The sequence below is a fragment of the Providencia sp. wls1922 genome (genome assembly GCF_009706505.1).
In the GTDB taxonomy this organism is placed as follows: domain Bacteria; phylum Pseudomonadota; class Gammaproteobacteria; order Enterobacterales; family Enterobacteriaceae; genus Providencia; species Providencia lanzhouensis.
In genome coordinates this window covers 1-18546 of sequence record NZ_WLUG01000031.1, presented here as the reverse complement: position 1 = coordinate 18546, position 18546 = coordinate 1, and the positions used below count along the sequence as shown (strand labels likewise).

Annotated in this window: 19 protein-coding genes; 10 read left to right on the top strand and 9 right to left on the bottom strand. The window is 41.7% G+C overall.

The window, feature by feature from the left end; all coding sequences use genetic code 11:
- The 5 genes from GKR71_RS01605 to pabB all read right to left on the bottom strand — a co-directional run bounded on the left by GKR71_RS01605 (window position 1) and on the right by pabB (window position 6014).
- Window positions 1–801: a PTS mannose/fructose/sorbose transporter subunit IIC gene (locus GKR71_RS01605; protein WP_036953378.1), complete on the bottom strand. Its 801-nt coding sequence runs from the start codon at window positions 799–801 to the stop codon at window positions 1–3.
- Between the two features lie 77 nt (window positions 802–878).
- Window positions 879–1844: a PTS mannose transporter subunit IIAB gene (manX, locus tag GKR71_RS01600; protein WP_230085000.1), complete on the bottom strand. Its 966-nt coding sequence runs from the start codon at window positions 1842–1844 to the stop codon at window positions 879–881.
- Window positions 1845–2521: 677 nt separating this feature from the next.
- Complete coding sequence (locus GKR71_RS01595) at window positions 2522–3886, bottom strand: L-serine ammonia-lyase (protein ID WP_230084999.1); 1365 nt, start codon at window positions 3884–3886, stop codon at window positions 2522–2524.
- Between the two features lie 204 nt (window positions 3887–4090).
- Window positions 4091–4651, bottom strand: coding sequence for a CoA pyrophosphatase (locus tag GKR71_RS01590; protein ID WP_036983648.1), 561 nt, complete (start codon window positions 4649–4651; stop codon window positions 4091–4093).
- On the bottom strand, window positions 4644–6014 hold the full coding sequence (gene pabB / locus GKR71_RS01585; RefSeq protein ID WP_154633861.1) for an aminodeoxychorismate synthase component 1: 1371 nt from the start codon (window positions 6012–6014) through the stop codon (window positions 4644–4646). Before pabB ends, GKR71_RS01590 begins: the two co-directional genes overlap by 8 nt.
- A gap of 138 nt (window positions 6015–6152) precedes the next feature.
- Here pabB and GKR71_RS01580 point away from each other — a divergent pair, with 138 nt between their 5' ends.
- Window positions 6153–6332: a YoaH family protein gene (locus GKR71_RS01580; protein WP_036954826.1), complete on the top strand. Its 180-nt coding sequence runs from the start codon at window positions 6153–6155 to the stop codon at window positions 6330–6332.
- 202 nt (window positions 6333–6534) lie between these two features.
- On the top strand, window positions 6535–6900 hold the full coding sequence (gene yebF, locus GKR71_RS01575; RefSeq protein ID WP_154633860.1) for a protein YebF: 366 nt from the start codon (window positions 6535–6537) through the stop codon (window positions 6898–6900).
- A gap of 223 nt (window positions 6901–7123) precedes the next feature.
- On the opposite strand, the gene GKR71_RS01570 is transcribed toward yebF, so the two are convergent.
- Entirely contained in the window at window positions 7124–7354 is a 231-nt protein-coding gene (locus GKR71_RS01570) for a DNA polymerase III subunit theta (RefSeq protein ID WP_154599213.1), read from the bottom strand.
- A 291-nt stretch (window positions 7355–7645) separates the two neighbouring features.
- Here GKR71_RS01570 and ftnA point away from each other — a divergent pair, with 291 nt between their 5' ends.
- From ftnA to GKR71_RS01550, 4 genes are all read left to right on the top strand, one after another.
- Complete coding sequence (ftnA, locus tag GKR71_RS01565) at window positions 7646–8149, top strand: non-heme ferritin (RefSeq protein WP_036954837.1); 504 nt, start codon at window positions 7646–7648, stop codon at window positions 8147–8149.
- 217 nt (window positions 8150–8366) lie between these two features.
- The gene (gene copC, locus GKR71_RS01560; RefSeq protein ID WP_036954840.1) at window positions 8367–8753 is read left to right on the top strand and encodes a copper homeostasis periplasmic binding protein CopC; all 387 of its coding nucleotides are present in this window, start codon (window positions 8367–8369) and stop codon (window positions 8751–8753) included.
- A 1-nt stretch (window position 8754) separates the two neighbouring features.
- Entirely contained in the window at window positions 8755–9651 is an 897-nt protein-coding gene (copD, locus tag GKR71_RS01555; RefSeq protein ID WP_036954843.1) for a copper homeostasis membrane protein CopD, read from the top strand.
- Window positions 9652–9695: 44 nt separating this feature from the next.
- Window positions 9696–10043 carry a DUF2511 domain-containing protein gene (locus GKR71_RS01550; protein WP_036954847.1) on the top strand — a complete coding sequence of 116 codons (348 nt, stop codon included), beginning with the start codon at window positions 9696–9698 and terminating at the stop codon, window positions 10041–10043.
- 334 nt (window positions 10044–10377) lie between these two features.
- On the opposite strand, the gene GKR71_RS01540 is transcribed toward GKR71_RS01550, so the two are convergent.
- The 3 genes from GKR71_RS01540 to yebS all read right to left on the bottom strand — a co-directional run bounded on the left by GKR71_RS01540 (window position 10378) and on the right by yebS (window position 14302).
- Window positions 10378–10611, bottom strand: coding sequence for a DUF1480 family protein (locus GKR71_RS01540; protein ID WP_036954855.1), 234 nt, complete (start codon window positions 10609–10611; stop codon window positions 10378–10380).
- Between the two features lie 150 nt (window positions 10612–10761).
- Complete coding sequence (locus tag GKR71_RS01535) at window positions 10762–13101, bottom strand: MlaD family protein (RefSeq protein WP_154633859.1); 2340 nt, start codon at window positions 13099–13101, stop codon at window positions 10762–10764.
- Window positions 13076–14302: a membrane integrity lipid transport subunit YebS gene (yebS, locus tag GKR71_RS01530; protein WP_108478057.1), complete on the bottom strand. Its 1227-nt coding sequence runs from the start codon at window positions 14300–14302 to the stop codon at window positions 13076–13078. The genes GKR71_RS01535 and yebS overlap by 26 nt, the downstream gene beginning before the upstream one ends.
- 131 nt (window positions 14303–14433) lie before the next feature.
- On the opposite strand from yebS, the gene GKR71_RS01525 reads away from it, so the two are divergent.
- The 4 genes from GKR71_RS01525 to GKR71_RS01510 form a co-directional block, all read left to right on the top strand.
- Window positions 14434–14916, top strand: a complete 483-nt coding sequence (locus tag GKR71_RS01525; RefSeq protein ID WP_036954861.1) for a GAF domain-containing protein — start codon at window positions 14434–14436, stop codon at window positions 14914–14916.
- 110 nt (window positions 14917–15026) lie between these two features.
- Entirely contained in the window at window positions 15027–15713 is a 687-nt protein-coding gene (proQ, locus tag GKR71_RS01520; protein WP_036954864.1) for an RNA chaperone ProQ, read from the top strand.
- Window positions 15714–15732: 19 nt separating this feature from the next.
- Complete coding sequence (prc, locus tag GKR71_RS01515; protein WP_036954866.1) at window positions 15733–17778, top strand: carboxy terminal-processing peptidase; 2046 nt, start codon at window positions 15733–15735, stop codon at window positions 17776–17778.
- Between the two features lie 224 nt (window positions 17779–18002).
- The coding region (locus GKR71_RS01510) for a cell envelope biogenesis protein TolA (RefSeq protein WP_154633858.1) at window positions 18003–18546 on the top strand (544 nt) is incomplete at its 3' end.

Genomic DNA, 18546 nt, shown 5'->3' with positions numbered 1-18546 from the left:
CTAGTCTAATTCGTTATCAAGATTGTTGTTACTGTTTGATTGGCTGACAACAACTTGGGATTTGTTGTATTTCGGGCTTAGTTGGATGTACAGAATCGCCATCACAACACCAATCACACCAAGTGCAACAAGGTTGAAGTTAGTAAAGGCCGCAGTCACGAAGCCTAAATAGAAGAACGGCATCAGATAGCCAGCGCGCATCATGTTGATAACCATCGCATAACCGACCACAACAATCATACCACCTGCAATGTTCAGACCGTTGGTAACGACTTCAGGGATAGAGTTCAGTAAGTGCTGGACTTCTGAAGTTCCCACTGAAATTGCGACGATCAGTGCAGGGATTGCGATACGCATTGCTTGCAGTAATAACGCAGAAACGTGGATAATGCTCAGGGAGGTTAAATTACCGGAGACCGCAGCACGGTCAGCGGCGTGTTGGAATGCAACGGTAATAGTACGAACAATGATTGTCAGTACTTGTCCAGCTGCTGCCAGTGGGATAGCCAGTGCAATACCGGCACCGATACTTTGACCACCTGCAATAACCAGAATGGTTGAAATGATGGAGGCTAATGCAGCATCTGGTGCAACGGCCGCACCGATGTTCATCCAACCTAACGCGATCATTTCCAGTGTACCACCGATAATAATACCGGTTTTCATATCACCCAGAACAATACCAATAAGCGTACAGGCAATGAGAGGGCGGTGGAACTGGAATTCATCGAGGATCGATCCCATACCGGCGATACAAGCCACGACGAAGACCATTACTATTTGAACAACGGTAAGTTCCATTGTTTAATCTCCTGTAACCAACAAGTTTCTAAGTCTGTTTTTGAGTAACGGTTCAATAAGAACTAATTTCTAAAACATTATTTTTTGAGTTTATTAATTAAATCCATCATGTGGACTTTACTGTCTGAAGCGACTTTACGAACTTCTAACTCAATATTTTTGTCATTCAGATAATTGAATGCATCGATATCTTTTTGGTTAATTGATACGGCATTGGTGACCATGGTTTTACCTTCGGTATAGGCCATCCCACCAATATTGACCGAGTCAATCTCAACGCCTTGCTCAACAATACGCTGTACATCTGTTGGGTTAGTGAATAACAGCATCACGCGCTCGCCGGAATATTTCGGGTTGTTGTAAACACGGACACATTTGTCTACGTCAACAACGTGGGCGGTAACACCTGGAGGTGCAACTTGTTTCAGTAAGGTAGAGCGAACGGTATCTTTGGCTACTTCATCACTGACAACGATAATGCGTTTAACACGCATCTCTTTTGTCCAGCGAGTCGCCACCTGACCGTGAATTAATCGGTCATCAACACGCGCCAAAGCAATAATCATGTGTTCGCCCGGACCTACAATAACAGGTTGTGGAGCAGGTGCACTGACCGCTGCGGGCGCAGGAGTTTCTGAAACAGCTTCTTTAAACTTGAATGGACGGATGCCACCGCGACCTGTTTCTAGCGCGACGGTGATCAGCTCATCCATGGATGGGTTGTCATCGCGGCACATAAAGGTCTCGACGAGCATTGGGACATTTACGCCTGTAATGATTTCGTAATTGTCATGCTCATTGGCAATGCGTGTAGCAGCATTAAATGGACTACCTCCCCATGTATCAACAAGAAATAGCACACCCGCTGAGGTATCAAGAGTAGTCAGCTTTTGTGTGTATTTTTCAAATAGGGTGTCAGCATTTTCCCCAGGGACAAAGTCAATAAACGAGACGTTTTCTTGCTCGCCTATTAACATCTCGGTGGTTCGGAGTAGCTGTTCAGCAGCAACTCCGTGGGTACCAATCATAATAGCTATACTCACTATTTTTCCCTCTTAACAGATAAATCGAAACATCATTGACGATAGAATAGAAGTTAGAAACTGGACTCCTTCTCTATGTGTTTCCCCTGCACCTTAAATAGTAGCTGAATAAATTCAAACTAAGTGGCTAGCTAATAATTAGTTAAGTGCAATTATTAGCTGAATGGTCAGTCTGATCATATCACTAGGATTAATCTAAAAAACTTGTTTCGCGTCAGAAAAATAAAAACAGATCCAAATATTACTGATAAATAAACCTATAACTCTAAATATATAAATATTTACAGAGTATAATTTTGGTTTATTTCAATAAGAAAGAGTGACACTCTGTTATCGGTAACAAAAAATCGGTTTATTTGATAAGAAATTCGTCATGGAGAGTAAAAAGTGAGCAAAAATAGGGCTGACCAATAGAATTTAAAGGAATAACAGAATGGAAATAGCGATTCAAAAAATAGAATCCCGCGTGAGAGTACTGAAGAAATAAAACGTTCGTAGACGATAAAAATCGAAAGCTGAAACGAGAAAAGCAAAAAGAGGGGAGATGTTATTTTGATGAAGGTGTTGGAGTTTAATAGACTTAATTAAAAAAATTAAATAAGCGCAGAAAGAGTGAGGGTAAAGCTCCCTCTTCACCATTTAAATGAGTAATGAAGAGGGAAGCTTAATCTTACTGATTAATCACACTGGACTTTGATAGCTAAGCCACCACGAGATGTTTCGCGGTATTTGGCATTCATATCTTTACCTGTTTCGTACATGGTTTCGATAACTTTATCGAGAGAAACGCGAGGCTCGCTGGTTCTACGTAAAGCCATGCGTGCGGCATTGATAGCTTTAACAGAGGCGATTGCGTTACGTTCAATACAAGGTACTTGAACTTGTCCGGCAACAGGGTCACAGGTTAAACCTAAGTTGTGTTCCATACCAATTTCAGCTGCAATGCAGACTTGCTCTGGGCTTGCGCCAAATAATTCTGCTAAACCTGCCGCCGCCATTGAGCAGGCAACACCAACTTCGCCTTGGCAACCCACTTCTGCGCCAGAGATAGACGCATTCATTTTATACAGAATACCAACGGCGCCGGACGCTAAGAAATAGCGCAAGTAAAGTTCTGGTGTAACGGGTTCAACGCAATGGTTGTAGTAGGCCAAAACAGCCGGAACGATACCACAAGCACCGTTAGTTGGCGCTGTAACAACACGACCACCCGCTGCGTTTTCTTCGTTAACGGCCAATGCATACATGTTGATTAAATCAACCACGTTCATCGGGTCATTAGACAGTTTACTTGCAGAGGTCACTAAGCGGTTCAGTGCCGGTGCACGACGAGGAACGCGCAATGGACCTGGAAGGACCCCTTCAGTGTTCAGACCGCGTTCAATACAGGCTTGCATGGTTTTCCATACATCCGCAAAGTAAGCGTCAATTTCTTCACGAGGGTGCAAATCCAGCTCATTTTTCATCATCAGGCTAGAAATCGATAAGCCAGATTCTTTACATTTTAGGAGTAATTCACTCGCGGAATTAAACGGATAAGAGACAGGTTTACTGTCTGAAGAGGTTTGACCAAAATGTTCTTCATCGACAATGAAACCACCGCCGATGGAATAATAAGTTTTAGTGTAAATTTCCTTATCGCCAGTAAAGGCGTGGATAGTCATACCGTTTTCATGTAACGGTAAGTTATCTTGACGAAAATTCATGCCACCCTCACGTGGGAAATCAACAGTATGAGTGCCATTGGCTAATAGCAGCTTTTCTGTTTCTTCCACATTCTTGATAAAGGATGGGATTGATTCAATGTCAACGGTAGCAGGGAGGTTACCTGCTAAACCCATAATAATGGCGATATCGGTATGGTGACCTTTACCTGTTAGGGATAAAGAGCCATAAACGTCTACTGCGACACGGGTGACGGATGGCAATAATTGCTTATTGACCAAATCATCGACAAATTCTTTCCCAGCTTTCATCGGACCAACGGTATGAGAGCTTGAAGGGCCAATGCCCACTTTAAACATGTCGAAAACGCTTATCACGCAGGACTCCTTAAACAAAAGATGAAGATATAGTGATTTATTTTAAAGGGCGCTACTTTACTGTTATTTCGTAGTGTTAACCAGTAAGTTTAAAGTATTTTTTGAAATAAGGTAGTTACATAAGGTGGATTGGTTATAAATAGCACTAATTGTATTTTGGATAGTGAAAAAATGATTGAATAAAAGGATTGTTGACTATGAAGGCTAATCCAGTTGTAGGGCAAGCTGGTGCAGGATGGATGCAGTGAGGCCCCAGACTAAGTGATTGTTATACCAGTAGAAAAAGACCCGTTTTTCGCGGCCAGAGCGATTGATATCCACATATTTATGTTTCTGCAGGGATAATGCATCAAACAGGGGAATTTCAAAAATAGAGGAAACTTCGCTAGGATTCGCCTGATAGCGAATATTATTGGGTACAAGACCCACAATTGGGGTGACTTGATAACCCCCAATACTGGAAATAGGTGCAAGCTGCCCTAAGACCTGTACTTTCTCTGGTGGAATGGCGACTTCTTCGTAGGCTTCTCGTAATGCGGTCGCAATTAAGTTTGAATCTTCAGGATCGCGTGAACCGCCTGGAAATGCCACTTGACCGGCATGAGAACGTAATAGTGGTGACCGTTGCGTGAGCAATAATGTCGGATTGGATTTATTAATAATTGGCAATAGCACTGCGGCCGCTTTACCCGCCGATGTGGCGGGTTGGCGAGAAAGCGGGAGTGTAAATTGAAAACGGTTAATAAAGCTATTTAGCTCAGTCATCGCTATTGAGTTTTCCTAGTTTTGGCAAAATCAGGCGTAATTTGTCAAAGGTTTCTTGGTACTCTTTATCTGCTTGGCTATCAGCAACAATACCGCCACCAGCCCAGCAATAAATCTGTTTTTTATCAGTTATCAGCGTACGGATTGTGATATTCGTATCCATATTGCCACAGAAACTAATATAGCCGATTGCGCCACAATATCCATGTCGACGATTGGGCTCTAATTCTTCAATAATCTGCATTGCACGAATTTTAGGTGCGCCCGTAATGGAACCACCGGGGAAGCAGGCACGCAGTAAATCAGTGGCTTGGTATTGGCTGTCTAATGTGGCGGTGATGGTGCTAACGAGGTGATGAACAGCGGGAAAAGGCTCCACTTTGAAAAGCTCAGGAACGCGTACGGTACCCGGCTTGGCAACACGTCCAATGTCATTACGCAGCAAATCCACAATCATCAAGTTTTCAGCACGATCTTTTGGCGAATTGGCTAATTTTTCTGCTTGGAGTTGGTCTTCCTCGGGTGAGTCTAAGCGAGGGAGTGTGCCTTTGATCGGGCGAGTTTGAATTTCACCTTTCTCTAATAAAATAAAGCGTTCAGGAGAAACACTGATAACCGCATTATCGGGTAAGCGAATAAACGAGGAGAATGGGGCGCGGTTGCTTTCGTTCAGTGTTAAAAATGCATCCCACTCATTGCCCTTATATTTGGCTTTAAAGCGCTGAGCTAGGTTGATTTGGTAGCAATCCCCCTCACGTAAATATTGATGGATACGGGCAATATTTTCATGGTATTGCGCTTCGGTCATGTTGGCATGCCATGGAGACGTCAGTGAGAAGGCACTTTTACGAGAGGCTTTTTGAGCCTGTAACCAAGTGAGTCGTTGCTCGACATCTTGATGGCTGAATAAGGTCACACGCTGTTCATGATGGTCAACAATAAGAGCCCATAAATAGATGCCCACCGCCATATCGGGAAATTGCAGTTCTGTCGTGGCAAGTTCAGGAAGTTTTTCGATACGGCGACCTAAGTCATAGCTCCAAATTCCCATTGCGCCACCTTGGAACGGCAGAGTTTCATCAGTAAATTTGGCGGCTTGATATTGATCCATATATTGCTGTAAAAGGGCAAAGGGATCTTTTTCTGAAAACTGAGCCGGCTGATTTTGCGCTTGAATTTCCGTTTGCAAACCGCGCGTTAATAGGGTGACAGCTGGATCAGCGACAATCATATCGTAACGGTTATGAGAGTGTTCAGCTTGACCAGAATGAAGCAGTATGGCCCATGGTTGGTGCGATAACGATGCAAAATAATCTAATGCCACATTGGGGCTGTAAGGGAGTTGTATTTTATTAATAGCCATATCAATCAATTAAAATCAGGTTCCACAAGTGAATAATGCCAGATTACCATATAATCTTACCTTATTAAGGCAAGAGCTGTTAAAATTTGCTGAAAATCTTAACGTATGAAATAAGTCTGCAATTTAAAGAGGTTGATTATGTTTTCAGGTATGCCAGCACTTTCCCACGCAGAGCAACAAGAAGCGGTTGAACGCATTCACCAACTGATGGCAGAAGGCATGAGCAGCGGAGAAGCGATTGCGCTGGTTGCTCAAGAAATCAGGGAAAACCATCAAGGTAAAGAGCAAATTGTTGCTCGATTCGATGACGAAAATTAATAATTAATAAACATCCTATTAACATTTAAAAATATTTCTGATAAATTCATATCAGTTAAGTCATTTTGCTCATAGGTTTTATTTTTACAACTACACTAAATAGACAACGTCTGCCTATACGCGCGTTGTTAATGATGCTGCAGTTTTGGTGAGTACAATGGATCTCAATTTCATCTACATTTCGTAGATGCCGGAGGACGGTATGAATGTTAATAAAAAAATAGCAATGGTTTTAGGCAGTTGTGCGCTTGTATTAAGTTCGTTTGCATTCAGTGCTAACAAGGAAGAAGGTAAAGCTGCTGCATTTGTGAGCTGTGGCAATCTTACTGAGCCACAAATTGCGGCACAGGTTAAAAATGATTTTATGAATAACCGGTTACCACGCTGGGCAGATGATAAAGCGGCCGTGGGTAAAAAAGCGGTTGCATGGATCAACGACAGTGAAGTGACGAAAACGGAAGATGGCTACTCGCTGCCTTTAGTGGTCAGAGGGTCGAAATCCGATCTGCATTATCGTGTCGCTGTGGATTGTAAAAACAATACTATCACCTATAACACCAGCAAATAATCTGTGGGTTTATAGAATGAAAAAGGAGAGTCTAACTCTCCTGAGGTTGATGACAAAGAGGGATAAAACGTGGTTGTTCCCTCTTTGTGTTATCAGGCGAAAATCAATACATTGATTTTCCTTGTTAATTTTACAACCCAAAAGAGCCATTTCCAAAACTATAGGTTTGAAAATGGTCAAAGGAGAATTACATTCTCCTTTTTTTGTGCCTAAAATTTCATTCCTAGCGATTTCTTGGCTCGTAAGGCATTCGAGCGAAATTCATTGATAATTGGCGATAGTGAACCAGTCTTTCACGAAAATAATCTCGCAAATGTTCTGGCTGCTCACGTTCGATGGCTTCAGGAATAATGGGAATATTATAACGTTCCTTGAAAGCAACACCGGAAGCTAGAAGGTCAACGTTAATTTTGTCCATCTCTTCTTTTGGGAGGGTGGCAAGATTATGGCTCATTTCAAATCCTAACGGTTAACTACATCAGCATGAATTGTAGCAATTGAAGTTCAAAAAATCTTGATGAAATAGTGAGATGGTTAGCGAATAAAATTAAATTCAAACATGATAATAGTAAGCAATTAGGATTATTACGATGAATAAAAGCTAATGCGACTGATTCGTGTTATTTTTACAAAAAGTTATTGTTAATCAATAAATTAATTTTTATGGGAAGAATGTTTTCTGAATGCATTTATTATGTTACTGTGGGATATAACTTCATAAAATCATCATCATTAAGGTAAAGATATGTTAAAAGCTGACATGATTGAAGCGTTAAATAAACAACTGAATCTTGAGTTTTTCTCCGCTAATCTGTATTTGCAAATGAGTGCTTGGTGTAGTGATAAAGGTTTTGAAGGTGCAGCTGCATTTTTGAAAGCTCACTCACAAGAAGAAATGGAGCACATGCAGCGTTTATTTAATTACCTTAGCGATACAGGGGCATTACCACGTTTAGGCGCGATTGCTGCACCACCAGAAGATTTTAATTCTATCGCTGATGTGTTCAATAAAACGTACGAGCATGAGCAATTAATTACTTCAGAAATCAATAAACTTGCGCATTTAGCCATGACCACCCAAGATTACTCAACATTCAACTTCCTGCAATGGTATGTTGCAGAGCAGCATGAAGAAGAGAAACTGTTCAAATCTGTACTGGATAAACTGGGCATGGTGGGTGAGTCTGGTAAATCATTATTCCTGTTGGATAAAGATCTGAAAGGTTTAGCGGCAGCTGCGCACGTTTAATTATTCTTTTCAATAACTCGATTTTCGGGTTACTTATCAAGCGCCAATTCAGAGATGAATGGCGCTTGTTTTATTTTTGCGAGTGAGTTTTATTCGCATTTTGTGCCAAGCCTCACAAGCTGAATGATAAAATCTGATTTTATCGCTGCGTAGCATATTATTTTCCGTATAATGATTGGCAATATATCTAAATTCACCTGCAAATTAAGAGGTTACTATGCCAATCAACCAAATAAAATCTTCTTGGCGTAAATTAAGCGCGGTCGCTGTACTGTTCTTAGGTATGTCATTCCAACAAGCATTTGCTCATGCGCATCTTAAAGATCAATTACCTGCTGAGGGCGCGGCATTAGAGCAGGCACCAGAAGCTATCACATTAAACTTTTCTGAAGGTATTGAAGTTAACTTTACTAAAGTCAATGTAACGGATGAGAACAAGCAAATAATCAAGACGGGTAAAGCCGCGTTAGATCCTAGCAATAACACCAAAGTTATTATTCCTGTTGAAAGCAAATTAGCCGCAGGTAAGTACGATGTTCAATGGAGCGTTGTCTCTGTTGATGGGCATAAAACCAAAGGGAACTATAGCTTCACTGTGAAATAATATGTCACTGGAAGCATTTTATACCTTAACGCGATTTGCTCATTTTATCGCCGCAATGTTGATGTGTGGAATGTCGATGTTTGCGGTGATAGTTTCCCATGGGCAATTTCGCGTACTACTCCAAGATGCACTGAAAAAAAGCATTATATTTAGCGCAGTTATTACTATCATCACCACATTTTGCTGGATGATTGCACAATCTGGTTTGATGGGCGATGGCTGGGAAGATGCGTTGAATATGGATATTTGGCAAGGTGTACTTGGCACTACCTTTGGTCAAATCTGGCGTTGGGAAATCCTCAGTGCTGTCGGTTTATTTGCCGTTCTGTTTATACGCCCGATCACCTTAAAACTTTATCTCATTCTTGGTTTCTCCGTCATTATTCTGGGTCTGCATGCCTTTATTGGTCATGCGGCGATGCATGAAGGGTGGCTGGGAATTGCTCATCAAACTAATCAATTCATTCATTTAATTAGTTGTGCGTATTGGTTTGGGGGCTTGTGGCCTTTCCTTATTTGTATTCAATTTTTACGTAGTAAAGAACAGTTAAAAGCAGGGCTAGAAACGCAAATTGTTGTATCAATGAAGCGTTACTCGCAATTAGGGCATATTGCTGTGATTTGTGTACTAATAACGGGAATTATTAATAGCCTGATTTTATTGCCGGGCTGGCCATTCACCTCAACACTATCCGAATACCAATCTTGGCTATGGCTAAAAATTGCGTTAGTTGGGTTGATGGTGCTATTGGCATTAACGAATCGTTATTGGGTGGTACCACGTCTTCAACAGCAAGGGCAGATTAATTATTTGATAATAAATAGTTGGGCTGAATTGCTGCTTGGTACGATTGCCATCCTTGCGGTGGCTATTTTTGCTACCTATCAACCTGTATAATGGCGCATATCTTTGTATAACCCCGTTTGACAAGGTCATTTTCAATGAAATTCAAATTCATAATTTGTGCGTTAGTACTGGGTGGAACATTCAGTACGGCGATAGCTGCGCCATTGGCGAGTGTCAGTAAAAAACAGTTTGGCGACGATTGGCCGCTAAAGCGTGAAGAAGTGATGTTAGAGTGTCGAGCGAATGGCGCATTGGTGGTCATCAACCCATCTACGTTAATGCAGCATCCATTGAATGATATTGCAACGGCGCAAATGGAAAAGAAAGAGATCCAAGCACAACCGATTGATGTGCTATTAGCGCCTATCGAAACCACTAAATCAGTTGAAGAGCGAGTATTACCGCTGAAGCAAGCCGCCGAGAAACTGTGTGAGAGCAAATAGGATGTAGTTAGCCTTTAGCTAGAAATATCAAGGAGATGGCAATTGAAAGGTTTTGCTGATTGCTTAGATAGGTTTAACTTATCATGCAAATAGCTCAATCTTAGAAAATTAAGCAATAAATTGTGTTAAAAATATGTAAATTAATTGCTAATTTAAGTGGTAAGAACGTAAGCTGAACGCTAGTATTAGGGAGTACTTTGTTACGTCTCAATGGCAATTTTAGCGCACGGCTCTGCCAGAGCCATTTCCCAAGGCCCGGTAATCGGAATCTACCAGGCCTCTTTTTTTTGTGTTATTTCCCATCTAACCGTTCTATTGAATACCACCATCTTCATCAAGCAATTCTCATTAGCCAATGATGATTTTCTTTATCATAACGCTGGCGATAGAGCAGAACCGGTTTTTCATCCAGTGTCGCAGGGATACTCGTGTGTTCATCCCAACCATCCAATTGCATACAAAACTCAGAATCGGAATCGCAAGGAATACTCACAGTATCACTACGCTTATCAGCCATGACTGCATCATTGATTTCATAGGAAGAGATTTTCAATTTAACTATGCTCATAACGTTTCCTCTTTACTCTTTATTTTTACAATAAAAAATCAGTCCAACGAAATTAAGCATAGTATAAATGGAATTCATTTCCAAAATATATTTTTAGCGATGGGAGATAAAAAAGGCGTCATGCTGTGAAACATGACGCCTTGTGAGGGATTATTTTTTGGGAATAGGGGTTCCCCAGTCTAACCAGTCCGCAGGTGGCTCTAATTTCAGAATGAAATGCTGATCAGGCTTAGCTTTAGGTGCCAGTGGCACTGTTGGCGGGGTTGCCAGCGAAATTCCACCACGAACAAACTGCTTGAATGTACCGCTTTTCACTACGCCGCCTGTTAAACCAAAGGCGAGATTGTAACCGGAAGATAACCAGAACTGGGTATTATCGCGGATCAGATATTGGTATTCTTTACCTATGCGTGTTGCAACATAAACGCGATCGGAAAGCTCTCCCAAATAAAGCCCCGTTACGGTTCCGATTTCTAATCCTCTAAATAGAATTGGCGTTCCCACCTGGATAGAACCCGCTTCACTGGCATCAAGAATAATGGTTAAACCATCGAGATAACGGGAGTCTGTAATGTTGGCAGTTTGCAATTCAAATTGGAAACGGCTCTTATTACTGCGCCCTGGCTCTGCACTGATATAAGGTTGGATCAGCGTATCGAGGTTGTTAACCCCTGATGGCGAAAGTTCAGGGGTCACAATGGCGAAACGGCTGCCAATTTTGGTGAAGTTTTCCACATATTCAGGATATAGAATCGCTTTCGCTTTCACTTCACGGTTATCCGCAGATAGTTTCAGCGATTCGATTTGTCCGATGTTAATACCTAAATAACGAATAGGCATGCCTTCCGACAGCTTAGACGCATCAAAGGTTGTCAACGTCACCGCACTACCAATCGCTTTTGCAGCCGTTTCTGATGGATAAAGTGTATGTTGACGTGAAGTATCTAATGAGCCAGTTTGAATATTGTCAAAGCTAATTGCACCACTAAAAGCACGGCTGAGCGGGGAAGCTTGAACCGTTAAACCTCCAGCATTTAACTGAACTTTAGCGCCACCTTCAGCCCAGAATACGCTTTGTGGGGTCAATAAGTTACGATATTGACCTGAGATATACACATTCACTGCAAAGCCGTCATTGTTTGGTTTAATTGACACAATTTTACCGACTTCAAATTGACGATATAACACCACTGAGCCTTGTTGGATGTCGGGAAGGGTATTGGTGTTTAGCGTAATGGTGGTCGGTAGTGCGGAACCTAAAATACCCGCTTTGGCATTTTCATCGGTACGATATAACGGGAATGACTCTGGTAATGTATCTTTCCCTTTTCCTGGAATGATATGTAAGCCACCTTCCAACCATTCTTGAGGTGTCGCGCCTTGAAATTGCAGTCCACTCATACCTAACTGCACATCGACACGACTATTGGCGACGAATTTACTGTCCTGTTTAACCAAATGTTTAAATTCATTAAACACGGCAATTTGGAACTGAACATTGTCATCCGTTAAGTGACGTTGTAACACTTCGCCGATTTTTATTCCGCGGTAAATAACAGGTTGTCCTACATTCACCCCAAAGGTATCCAATGCGGTGAGGGTAAGTTGCAAGTCTATATTGCCTTGCTGATCAAGCGGTTTGACATCTTCTTTACTCGGCTGCAATTCATATTGTTGCCCTGTTTGCGCTGGCAGGCTGTTTTCTGGGGAATCAAATGCGACTGCGCCATTGATCACAGCCGAAAGGCTTTCCATTTTGATACTGGCACCAGTATTTAGGTCAAATCCACCCTCAATACCAGAGATATTCCAAAATTGGCTATCCGAGCGTACGAGATTCACGTAGCGTTTTTTAATAATAACCGCGATGGATACACCTTTATTTTCAGGTAATAAGGAATAATCAGAAATATAACCGACCGGAACTTTACGGTAATAAACAGGAGAGTTTTCGTTTAATGCGCCTAAATCTTTCGCGGTAAGGTAAATGAGTAATTCACCTTCGTTTAAGTTTCTTTGAGGTGGCGTATCAAGCGCCACAAATTGTGATTTTGGCGAGCCAGTGCTTGGCTGCATACCAATATAGTTCCCACCTACCAGAGCATCTAAGCCTGATACACCGGCTAAAGAGGCCTTAGGTGTCACCAACCAAAAACGCGTTCCTGAAGTGAGTGCAGTGCGCATGTCTTTATTCACATTGGCAGTGACAATTACGCTTTTCATATCGCTACTAATAGAAACGGTTTGCACCATGCCAACATCCACACCTTGGTAGCGAATTGGCGTTCGACCTGCAACAACGCCAGAGGCAGACGAAAATTGAATGGTAATTTGCGTGCCACGTTCCACCCATTGTTGGAATAGCAGCCAGCCTGCGATTATGATCGCGATGATGGGAAGCAGCCAAAAGGGCGAAATTGACGTCCTTTTACGGCTGATAGCCTCCGAAACTTCATCCGAAGCTTCACTTTGATGGTTTTGATTTTCCATAAGAATCCCATATTAATCGACTGTCTAACCACTCAACAGCAAGGATAGTTAAAATAACAGCGGTACCAAAATATAAAGCCGCAGGCCCCATAGTAAATGACATTAGCATATCGCGATTAACTAAGGTCATCATCAAGGCGATGACGAATAAATCTAACATCGACCAGCGCCCAATCCATGAAACGAATTTCAGTAATTTCATCCGTAACACGGGGTCTGTATGGCTTTTAAATTGAATTGAAAATAGTAACAGTATCATGATGATAATCTTTACGAAGGGCACCAAAATACTGGCAATAAAAACAATAATGGCAATCGGCCAGTTTCCTGAGTCAATTAAGGAAACGACCCCAGAATAAATTGTGTCTTCTAGACGTCGACCATTTAAATAAAACGTCGAAATGGGCAATAGGTTAGCAGGGATTAGCAGCACCATGGCGGCAATCAGTGCGGCCCATGTTTTTTGTAAGCTCAAGGGTTCACGATGGTGAAGTGGGCGGTGGCAGCGCTGACATTTGCCTTTCTTATTGGGTTCGCCAGTAAAATGGCAAGCTAGGCAGGTTTCTGCATGAGGAGCATCTGTATTTTCTTCTAAAGGATAAAGCCGTCGCCACAGTTCATCGAGATTAATGTGGATTAAAATAATAATACTAATCACAGACATAGTACTAAACGCAATCAACCCATGCCCGACGTAAACCGTCGCGTAATCTTGCATTTTAATCGCGGCGATACCCAAACCGACAAGATAGACATCCAGCATGACCCACTCTTTGAGATGCTTCATCATCAGTAAAATGGGGCGCATGTTGATGGCCAGATAACGTGCTAATACCAAAGATAAAATCGAAATAGGCAAAAGTAGCGGTGCAGCTATCGCACAAAAAGCCACAATGCTGGCGGTAAAAGGGTCACCTTGCTCGCTAATTAAGCGGACGCCATCAAGCACGTTAGCATTGATTTGGGTGCCAAATAGATGAATAGAAATCAATGGCTGCCAAAAAGCGATGGGCGCAAGAAGCAATAAAGTGATAGATAATAGTGCAAGACGACGGAGTGACCATGAACGCCCATCATTTAATTGACTAGAACATCTTGGGCAAACAATGACTTGCCGCGGTTGAAAAGGCGGAGTCACTATTTTTTGGTTACAATGGCAACAACGTTGCAAATTCATGGCAGTATGATTAATGTGGGTCATATATATTGATTGTATGAATTAATTTGCTTGTAATCTAGTGTAAAAAAATTTACGTAAAAGTGACAACTTGCTAACCTACGGTCTACGCTTACTAATATTTTTTACTTGTTTACGTATAACTGAAAATAAATATGGATAAAAAGAAGTATTATCACGAACTTTCAGATAGTTTATCTGCACTTATCGCTGGAGAGTATGATTTAATTGCCAGTTTAGCGAATAGCAGTGCGTTATTATTTGAACGTTTATCCGGTATTAACTGGGTTGGTTTTTACTTGAGTGATGGAAAGGAACTGGTTCTTGGTCCATTCCAAGGTAAAGTCGCTTGTGTACGGATCCCGTTCGATAAAGGCGTCTGTGGTGCTGCATTTTCCAAAGCGCAAGTTCATCGTGTGGAAGATGTGCATGCTTTTCCAGGTCACATCGCGTGTGATGCGGCTAGTAACTCGGAAATCGTCTTTCCTCTGAGTGTAAATGGCAAGATAATTGGGGTTTTAGACATCGATAGCCCAAATATCGGTCAATTCGATGAAGAGGATGAAAAAGGGCTTCAATACCTTACAGACCAGTTATGCCAGCACTTGGCAATGTGTTCTATACCAAAATATTATTAATTATTGGTATGTAAAATCAATAGGAACGTGGCAATTGTCAGCAACACGATTATAATGTCCGCTTGTTCATGCCCGTGAGGTTGGCAAAATCGTTGTTATCAGGAAATTTCATGGAAAATCAACCTAAGTTGAATAGTAGTAAAGAAGTTATCGCATTTTTGGCAGAGCGTTTTCCACGCTGTTTTATCGCTGAAGGCGAAGCACGTCCGCTTAAAGTCGGAATTTTTCAAGATATCGTAGGGAACTTGACCGAAGAGGATGGTATTAGCAAAACGCAATTACGTTCTGCGTTACGTATGTATACCTCTAGCTGGCGTTACCTTTACGGTGTTAAAGAAGGCGCAAAACGTGTTGACTTAAATGGAGATGACTGCGGTGAATTAGATGCAGAGCACATTGCCCATGCGCGTCAACAATTAGCTGAAGCGAAAGCGAGAGTCCAAGCCCAACGCGCAGAGCAACAAAAAACGCAAAAGCGTCCTGCTGCGAAAAAGCCTAGCGACAAAGCACCTCGTCAAAATGATGCGAACAAAGAGAACTCATCTCGTCGCCGTCCATCAGACAAAAAAGAACGCCCACAAAATACAGCTCCGAAAAAACCTCGTAGCAATCCAGCTGAAGAGAATTTGAAATCAGTTACTGATATCAACACACTGAAAGTCGGTCAGACTCTGAAAGTGAAAGTGGGTAGCAGTATGATGGATGCCTCTGTGCTGGAAATTGCCAAAGATGGTGTTAGGGTTCAATTGCCATCTGGTCTGGCAATGATTGTGCGCGCGGAACATTTAAAGTTCTGATACGGAGGTCACTCAGGTCATGAACAAATTACTCAAAGTTGCATTTGTTGTGAGTCTCGCGACTTTCGGCACAGCAATAGCTAATACTCAGGCAGTGACTCCGGTCACTGCTGCTCAGTTACCTCTTTTAAAGCAGAATACACAGCACGGAACCGTGAGTGAGCGTGTGACATCGCGTTTTACGCGCTCTCACTATCGTCAATTCGATTTAGACAAAGAGTTTTCTGGGAAAATATTTGACCGTTATCTCAATATGATTGATTACGGACATAATGTTTTACTTCAATCCGATGTTGACCAGTATGCAAAAGATAAAGCAAAAACGGGTGAATGGCTTGAAGATGGCAAGTTAGATAAGTTCTATGACCTGTATAACCTTTCTCAGCAACGTCGTTTTGAACGTTTCAAATATGCACTCGCGCGTTTAGATCAACCGATTGATTTAAACGCGACGGATTCTATTGAGGTTGATCGAACTAAAGCACCTTGGCCGAAGGATAAAGAAGAACTAGACCGTTTATGGGACCAAAAGGTTCGCTATGATTGGTTAAGTTTGAAATTAACGGGCAAAGATGACAAAGAGATCAAAGACAAACTGACTAAGCGTTACAATTTTGCATTGAAACGCTTATCTCAGGCACAAAGCGAAGACGTATTCCAATTAATTATGAATGCGTTTGCTCGCGAAATTGACCCACATACCAGTTATTTATCACCTCGTAGCACTGAACAATTTAACTCAGAAATGAGTTTATCCCTTGAGGGGATTGGTGCCGTGTTACAACAAGATGATGATAATACGACAATTAATTCTTTAGTTGCGGGTGGTCCTGCAGCTAAAAGTAAAGAGCTAAAAGTTGGCGACAAAATCATTGGTGTTGGTCAAGTTGGTAAACCTATTGTTGATGTCGTGGGTTGGCGTTTAGACGACGTCGTTGCCTTAATCAAAGGGCCAAAAGGTAGCCAAGTTCGTTTAGAAGTCGTTTCAGATACGAAAGGTGCTAAGCCACGTATCGTGACAATTGTTCGCGAACAGATCCGACTGGAAGATAGAGCGGTAAAACTGTCTATCAAACAGCAAGGTAAAGAGAAAGTTGGCGTATTAGATATTCCAGGTTTCTATGTCGGTTTGACCAACGATGTCAAAACTGAACTACAAAAAATGGCGAAAGAGAATGTTTCGGCTCTGATTATTGACCTGCGCGGTAATGGCGGTGGGGCATTAACAGAAGCGGTCGCATTATCTGGGCTGTTTATTAACAAAGGACCGGTTGTTCAAGTTCGTGATAACAATGGTCAAGTTCGCCAAGATGCGGATGACGATGATGTTATCTATTATAAAGGTCCATTAGTTGTTCTGGTTGATCGTTTTAGTGCTTCTGCATCAGAAATTTTTGCTGCAGCAATGCAAGATTATGGTCGCGCTTTAATTGTGGGTGAACCGACTTTTGGTAAAGGAACGGTACAGCAGCACAGAAGTTTAAGCCGCGTTTATGACCAAATGCTAAAACCAGAATGGCCAGCATTAGGTTCAGTGCAATACACTATTCAGAAGTTCTATCGTGTAAATGGTGGAAGTACTCAGCGTGAAGGTGTGACTCCAGATGTGGTTATGCCAACAGGGCAAGATCCAGCAGAAACAGGTGAAAGCTTTGAAGATAACGCATTGCCTTGGGATAGCATCCCGGCTGCGAATTACACTAAATCTGGGGACATTAATGCTGATTTATCTCCGATTAAAACCAAGCATTTAGCCCGTATCAGTGTTGACCCTGAGTTCAAATATATCGATGAAGATATTGCGCGTTACAAGTCATTGAAAGCAACTAAGAATCTGATTTCTCTGAACTATGCTCAACGTCAGAAAGAAGATGATGAAATTGATGCGACCAAACTGAAACGTATTAATGAACGCAATGCAAAACTAGGCAAACCGTTATTGAAGTCAATTGATGATTTACCGAAAGACTATGAAGCGCCAGATCCGTATTTAGATGAAACGGTGAAAATGGCAATAGACCTTTCGAATCAAAACACTAAGATGCTTTCTGGTGCCAAGCAGTAAAAATAAAAAGTATTTTCTAGAGCCAGCGCAAGCTGGCTTTTTTATGTTTATTGATTTTGTAATTCATTGATTTAATAATGGTTTAATATATTCAGTATTTTATCTATAGTCTTAACTTCAACTAAACCTAAATTTTTGTTTAAAAAAATAGTAGGTTTTCTTTCGCTTTTTCAAAAATATCCTACACTTCAGTTAGTAATATCCCTTATTAATGAGGCAAAGCAATGCGTAAATTATCTGTAGGTTTATTAACTGTCATGGCGGTCATGATGTCGTCAATGGGTTCTGCGAATGCAAGTAACTACCCTTGTTCAGGCGCTAAAGGCGGAATTGCTCGTTGTGATAGCGGGCAATTTATCTGTAATGACGGAACAACCAGTCGTTCAGAGCAAGTCTGTACAAATGAGCTAAAAAACTCAATCAATAAAAGTGCAGGTATTGGTGCAGGTATTGGGGCGGGTGTGGCAAAGCAGTCCAGCAAACCATCTGCGGTAGATTCTATCAAAGAGACAGGTGACAACATGAGTAAAACTGCAAAAGATAAAGCATCAAAAGCAACTGATAAGGCAAAAGCTGCTGAGAAAGAAACATCGAAAGCGGTGAAAGATAAGGCAAAAGCAACAGAGAAAGAGACCTCTAAAGCTGTAAAAGAGAAAGCGGATAAAGCCAAAGCTGCTGACAAAGAAACCTCTAAAGCTGTAAAAGAGAAAGCAGATAAAGCTAAAGCTGCCGATAAAGAATCTGCAAAAGCAGTGAAAGAAAAAGCAG

Excerpts from the sequence above, each read along its gene's own strand:
- GKR71_RS01605 (WP_036953378.1), bottom strand. The coding sequence starts at position 801 with ATGGAACTTACCGTTGTTCAAATAGTAATGGTCTTCGTCGTGGCTTGT.
- GKR71_RS01590 (WP_036983648.1), bottom strand. The coding sequence starts at position 4,651 with ATGACTGAGCTAAATAGCTTTATTAACCGTTTTCAATTTACACTCCCG.
- pabB (WP_154633861.1), bottom strand. The coding sequence starts at position 6,014 with ATGGCTATTAATAAAATACAACTCCCTTACAGCCCCAATGTGGCATTA.
- GKR71_RS01580 (WP_036954826.1), top strand. The coding sequence starts at position 6,153 with ATGTTTTCAGGTATGCCAGCACTTTCCCACGCAGAGCAACAAGAAGCG.
- yebF (WP_154633860.1), top strand. The coding sequence starts at position 6,535 with ATGAATGTTAATAAAAAAATAGCAATGGTTTTAGGCAGTTGTGCGCTT.
- GKR71_RS01570 (WP_154599213.1), bottom strand. The coding sequence starts at position 7,354 with ATGAGCCATAATCTTGCCACCCTCCCAAAAGAAGAGATGGACAAAATT.
- ftnA (WP_036954837.1), top strand. The coding sequence starts at position 7,646 with ATGTTAAAAGCTGACATGATTGAAGCGTTAAATAAACAACTGAATCTT.
- copC (WP_036954840.1), top strand. The coding sequence starts at position 8,367 with ATGCCAATCAACCAAATAAAATCTTCTTGGCGTAAATTAAGCGCGGTC.
- copD (WP_036954843.1), top strand. The coding sequence starts at position 8,755 with ATGTCACTGGAAGCATTTTATACCTTAACGCGATTTGCTCATTTTATC.
- GKR71_RS01550 (WP_036954847.1), top strand. The coding sequence starts at position 9,696 with ATGAAATTCAAATTCATAATTTGTGCGTTAGTACTGGGTGGAACATTC.
- GKR71_RS01540 (WP_036954855.1), bottom strand. The coding sequence starts at position 10,611 with ATGAGCATAGTTAAATTGAAAATCTCTTCCTATGAAATCAATGATGCA.
- GKR71_RS01535 (WP_154633859.1), bottom strand. The coding sequence starts at position 13,101 with ATGGAAAATCAAAACCATCAAAGTGAAGCTTCGGATGAAGTTTCGGAG.
- yebS (WP_108478057.1), bottom strand. The coding sequence starts at position 14,302 with ATGACCCACATTAATCATACTGCCATGAATTTGCAACGTTGTTGCCAT.
- GKR71_RS01525 (WP_036954861.1), top strand. The coding sequence starts at position 14,434 with ATGGATAAAAAGAAGTATTATCACGAACTTTCAGATAGTTTATCTGCA.
- proQ (WP_036954864.1), top strand. The coding sequence starts at position 15,027 with ATGGAAAATCAACCTAAGTTGAATAGTAGTAAAGAAGTTATCGCATTT.
- prc (WP_036954866.1), top strand. The coding sequence starts at position 15,733 with ATGAACAAATTACTCAAAGTTGCATTTGTTGTGAGTCTCGCGACTTTC.